This is a genomic window from Rahnella perminowiae (genome assembly GCF_019049755.1).
Taxonomy (GTDB): domain Bacteria; phylum Pseudomonadota; class Gammaproteobacteria; order Enterobacterales; family Enterobacteriaceae; genus Rahnella; species Rahnella perminowiae.
In genome coordinates this window covers 1-4,359 of the sequence record NZ_JAFMOS010000314.1, presented here as the reverse complement: position 1 = coordinate 4,359, position 4,359 = coordinate 1, and the positions used below count along the sequence as shown (strand labels likewise).

Annotated in this window: 3 protein-coding genes and 1 pseudogene; all 4 read right to left on the bottom strand. The window is 46.0% G+C overall.

The window, feature by feature from the left end; genetic code table 11:
• Positions 1-90: 90 nt before the first annotated feature.
• Entirely contained in the window at positions 91-867 is a 777-nt protein-coding gene (locus J1785_RS03050) for an amino acid ABC transporter ATP-binding protein (RefSeq protein WP_049132101.1), read from the bottom strand.
• 83 nt (positions 868-950) lie between these two features.
• The gene (locus tag J1785_RS03045; RefSeq protein WP_217138372.1) at positions 951-1,787 is read right to left on the bottom strand and encodes a transporter substrate-binding domain-containing protein; all 837 of its coding nucleotides are present in this window, start codon (positions 1,785-1,787) and stop codon (positions 951-953) included.
• 80 nt (positions 1,788-1,867) lie between these two features.
• The gene (locus J1785_RS03040) at positions 1,868-4,180 is read right to left on the bottom strand and encodes a molybdopterin-dependent oxidoreductase (protein ID WP_217138373.1); all 2,313 of its coding nucleotides are present in this window, start codon (positions 4,178-4,180) and stop codon (positions 1,868-1,870) included.
• A gap of 32 nt (positions 4,181-4,212) precedes the next feature.
• Positions 4,213-4,359 (bottom strand): annotated as a pseudogene (locus tag J1785_RS26650) (D-cysteine desulfhydrase); the annotation flags it as partial.

Sequence of the window (4,359 nt, the reverse complement as noted above, 5' to 3'; positions counted from 1 at the left end):
CTTCAATGTTATCACTATCCCCTGCAGCAGAATACCCAGGTTGTCAAAAACGAAATCAAAATTAAGAACATAGCTTCCCATTTTACTTTCCTATGCAATTTTTTCGACGTGCATTATTTTCTTAAGGAATTCTCGAGTTCGTTGGTTGCTGGGGTTTTCAAAAACCTGCTCAGGTGAACCATCTTCTACAATAACGCCATCAGCGCAAAAAATAACGCGTGTAGCAATGCGCTTTGCAAACCACATATCATGAGTTACGAGTATCATAGACATATTTTGAGAAGCCAAATCCAACATGAGGTTTTCAACTTCTACAACAAGCTCAGGATCAAGTGCTGAAGTTACTTCATCAAAGAGCATCATTTTAGGGTCTAACAACAGAGCGCGTGCTATCGCTACTCGTTGCTTCTGTCCGCCGGACAACATTGCGGGCGATGCATGTGCCTTCTCGGACAATCCAAGTAATGTCAACATCTTCATGGCTCGTTCAGTGGCTTTACTCCTACTCTCACCTCGTACTTTGACTGGCGATAATATAAGGTTACCAATAACAGAGAGATGCGGAAACAATGTATAATGTTGGAAGACCATTCCCACATTTTCACGCAGACGTTTATCAATATAATTTTCTTTGCCATGCACAGCGTTGACTTCAATATAACGTTGCCCTTCAATTTCAATAATACCAGCATCGATTTTTTCCAATCCCATAACGCAGCGAAGCAGCGTGCTTTTCCCACCACCAGAGGGACCGATAACGACTATTCTTTCCCCTGCTTTCATATCAAATGATAATCCAGACAAGACTTTCACGGTCGGGGAGTATTGTTTTCGTAAATTGCGAACAGATAATACAGGTGTATGCATTTTATTATCCTTAAGAAGGCAAGGTAATAACACTTGCCTTCTTACTTAATTGATTAAACGACAATGATTTTGTAGGTATTTTATTACCAGTCAGCCTTACCCAACATTATCTGACCATAATGAATCATCGAATCATCAACCTCACCTAAGGCGACTTTCTCTTCAAGGAAGATATTAAATACCGCAATATCACGGGGTTCCATACTCCGCGGCAACCCAAAACCAATGGCTTGTTTAATGAGTGCTGGCTTAGGGTTTAGCAAAGTCAGGTGATCACCTTGCGTTTTCTGGGCGAGAACTCCACCATCGTAAGGGAAACCACCTACGTCAACCTGACCTGAAAGAATGGCTAACTGGAGTGAAGCGAGTTGTGGAAGGCGAACCACTTGTGCACTTTTAAAGCGTTGAGTCACCGCTTTGTCTTGAGCGGTCCCTGCCACCACGCCTATTCTCATTCCAGGAACGTCTAAGGTCTTCAAATCAGGAGTAGGATGACCAACTTTTTCAGAATCGGTTCTGTAAAGGAAAGTCATTGCATCGTAACCGGCCGGTCCACTGAAACTGATAGCCAGAGCGCGCTGTGGCGTAAGGTTTAACGCAGGCGCCAGATCCCATTTGCCGGACTGAAGACCCGCTACGATGTTATCCCACGTTGTATCAACGAATACCACCTTAACTCCCAGTACGTCTGCAAACTCCTTACACAAGTCTAAATAGGCCCCACCATACTCACCTGTTTTTGGATTTTTCATAACATAAGGCGCAGCAATGGCTGCCGCACAACGAAGCTCTCCACGTTGCTTTACACCTTCCCAGTAATCACTCGCCAGGGTCTGTGTTGCAAATGACATTGTGCTTAGAAAAACGCACGCTGCTACAATCATGGAGAAAAACTTTGACTTGAACTCTAGAAATTTCATGTTATTACCCCTTAATTTTGGCCGAGGTTCCGGCGAATTTTGCGTTTGATTTTTTTAATCTCTTCCACCGAGTGGCGTACCTAAATAGAAGTCCCTATGCCAAGTAGATCCATTCTCGCTTTGTATTCACTGATGGCGTCTTTTTCTGGACAAGCTGTTAATTCAACGGATACTAAACAGGTATGGGCTGCGCATCCTTGACTAAACATTGAAGCAGGTATATCCAAAGTGAGCACATTAGGATTACCTGCGATATCAATATTTCCCTGTTCGGTCTGTGTCAGCCATGCTCCTGTTGGAAGAACCAAAACGCCGGGGCGCACTGCATCATCAACACAAAGGGTTACCAAACACGCACCCCGGCTATTCCAAACCTTCACAGTGCTATCTTGAGAAAGCTTGAAACGCAGGGCATCTTTAGGTGAAATCCTTGCTATTTCACGCCCCTTACGTTTATGAGACAAACTTGCCTCCCCAGTTTCTAATTGACTATGTAAACGCCCCTCTGGTTGATTGGAAATCATATGAAGCCTCTCTCCTACAGCTTCTGAACCCAGCCATTCTTCAGGTTCAATCCAGGTAGGATGAGCTGCACAATCCTCATATTGTAAAGAGCTGAGAAGCCGACTCGTCAGTACAATCTTTTTTGACTCTGTCATGAGAGGATTACCGCTGGGATCACTTCGAAACGCCTGCAGGTGTACCCCATGTGTTTTCACAGGCGTAGGTGTAGAGCCTTCAAGCCAGAATGTCTCAAACTCAGGCATGTCGAAGGCGTGTTCGTTACGGTTTACTGCCCGGGCATCCTCATATAGATATCGCAACCACTCCATCTCCGTTCGTCCTTCAGTAAAGGATCCACGTACGCCAAGATGCTCCGCAATATCTGAAAAAATGTCGTAATCGGACCTCGAAAGTCCAACTGGAGGGATTGCCTGTTGCATAGCAATTATTTTGTCACTTCGAGTGTTCGCTGCTAAGTCGTTGCGTTCAATTGAAGTGGTCGCTGGAAGAATGATATCGGCATGGAGTGCAGTCGCCGTAAAATAGGGGTCTTGTACGATGATAGTTTCTGGGCGACGAAAGGCTTCAGTTAACCGATTGAGATCTTGGTGATGGTGAAACGGGTTACCACCAGCCCAATAGACGAGACGAGTGTCTGGATAACGATGAGTATTACCCTCATAAGTGAATGTTTCACCGGGTTTGAGCAGAAGGTCTGTAATTCGCGCGCAGGGAATGAAAGTATTTATAGGATTTTTGCCTGCCGAAATTGCCGGGTTTTTCCCAACCGTTACCGGCCCTCCAACTCCACCGAGCGATGCATAGCCAAATCCTACTCCGCCGCCGGGCAAACCGATCTGACCACAAATCGCTGCAAGAGCAATTGCCGCCCAATAAGGTTGCTCACCATGATGAGCGCGCTGAAGGCTCCAGCTCATAGCAATCATGGTACGTGTTGTCGAAATTCGATCCGCGAGCTTTAGTATCCAGTCCGCATTGAGTTCAGTGATTTCAGCAGCCCACGCTGCATTCTTTTCAACTCCATCCTTATCTCCGGAAAGATAAGCTAAAAACTCTTCACTTCCGCTACAGTGAGTACGCAAAAATGCAGCATCATGCCGACCTAGCTTCACTACTTCGCAGGAGAGTGCAAGCAACAATGCAGTATCTGTATTAGGCCTGACCGGCCACCAATCTGCGCCTGCCGAAGCAGGAATATCATCACGTAAAGGAGAAATGTGAATGATCTTAACGCCGGCCGCGGTGATTTCTCGAAGACTTGTTTCAAAGGAATGCCTGGCAGAACCTCCTGCTTCATTCTGAGCAGTGCGAGGACTTAACGAGCCAAAAGCAAGCAGCGTCTGACTATGCTCGGCTACTGTATCAAAGGTTGTGCCTTTGCCAACCAGAGCATCGGTATCCCCCAGAACATGACGTAATATGACCGGGCCCGCTGCATAAGAATAGGTATCAACATGTCCTGTATACCCACCCACAAGATTTAACATTCTCTTGAGCATTGTGGACGAATGGTGAAATCGGCCACTGCTTGCCCAACCGTATGAGCCAGCAAAGATGGCTTCGTTACCAAATTCTGATTTTACGCGTTGGATCTCACCTGCAACGAGCCGGATAGCCTCGTTCCAGCTAATCGGAACAAATTCCTCTTGCCCGCGGGTCTCTTTGTTCTTATTTTCCAGCCAGCCTTTGCGAACCATAGGGGTGAGTACGCGACGATCCGTTTTTGCCCATTCTTTTATAGAATGAATAATCGGTGAGGGGTTTGGATCGTCTTTTGAAGGCTCTACACCAATGATCCTCCCTCCTTCAACAAGGATTGTGTAAGCTCCCCAATGACTACAATGTGAAACTCTACGAATATCAGTCATATAAATTACCCAAAGCAGATAATAAGGGAGGGTCAAAAAACGTCATCGTAAGCAAATAGCGCCGGCATTCCCCCGGTATGCAAGAATATAATTGGCCCCGAGCACTCACCCGATTGAACTCGATGAATAAGGCCTGCCATTGCTTTTCCGCTGTAGACAGGGTCAAGGAATATACCTTC

Excerpts from the sequence above, each read along its gene's own strand:
- J1785_RS03045 (WP_217138372.1), bottom strand. The coding sequence starts at position 1,787 with ATGAAATTTCTAGAGTTCAAGTCAAAGTTTTTCTCCATGATTGTAGCA.
- J1785_RS03050 (WP_049132101.1), bottom strand. The coding sequence starts at position 867 with ATGCATACACCTGTATTATCTGTTCGCAATTTACGAAAACAATACTCC.
- J1785_RS03040 (WP_217138373.1), bottom strand. The coding sequence starts at position 4,180 with ATGACTGATATTCGTAGAGTTTCACATTGTAGTCATTGGGGAGCTTAC.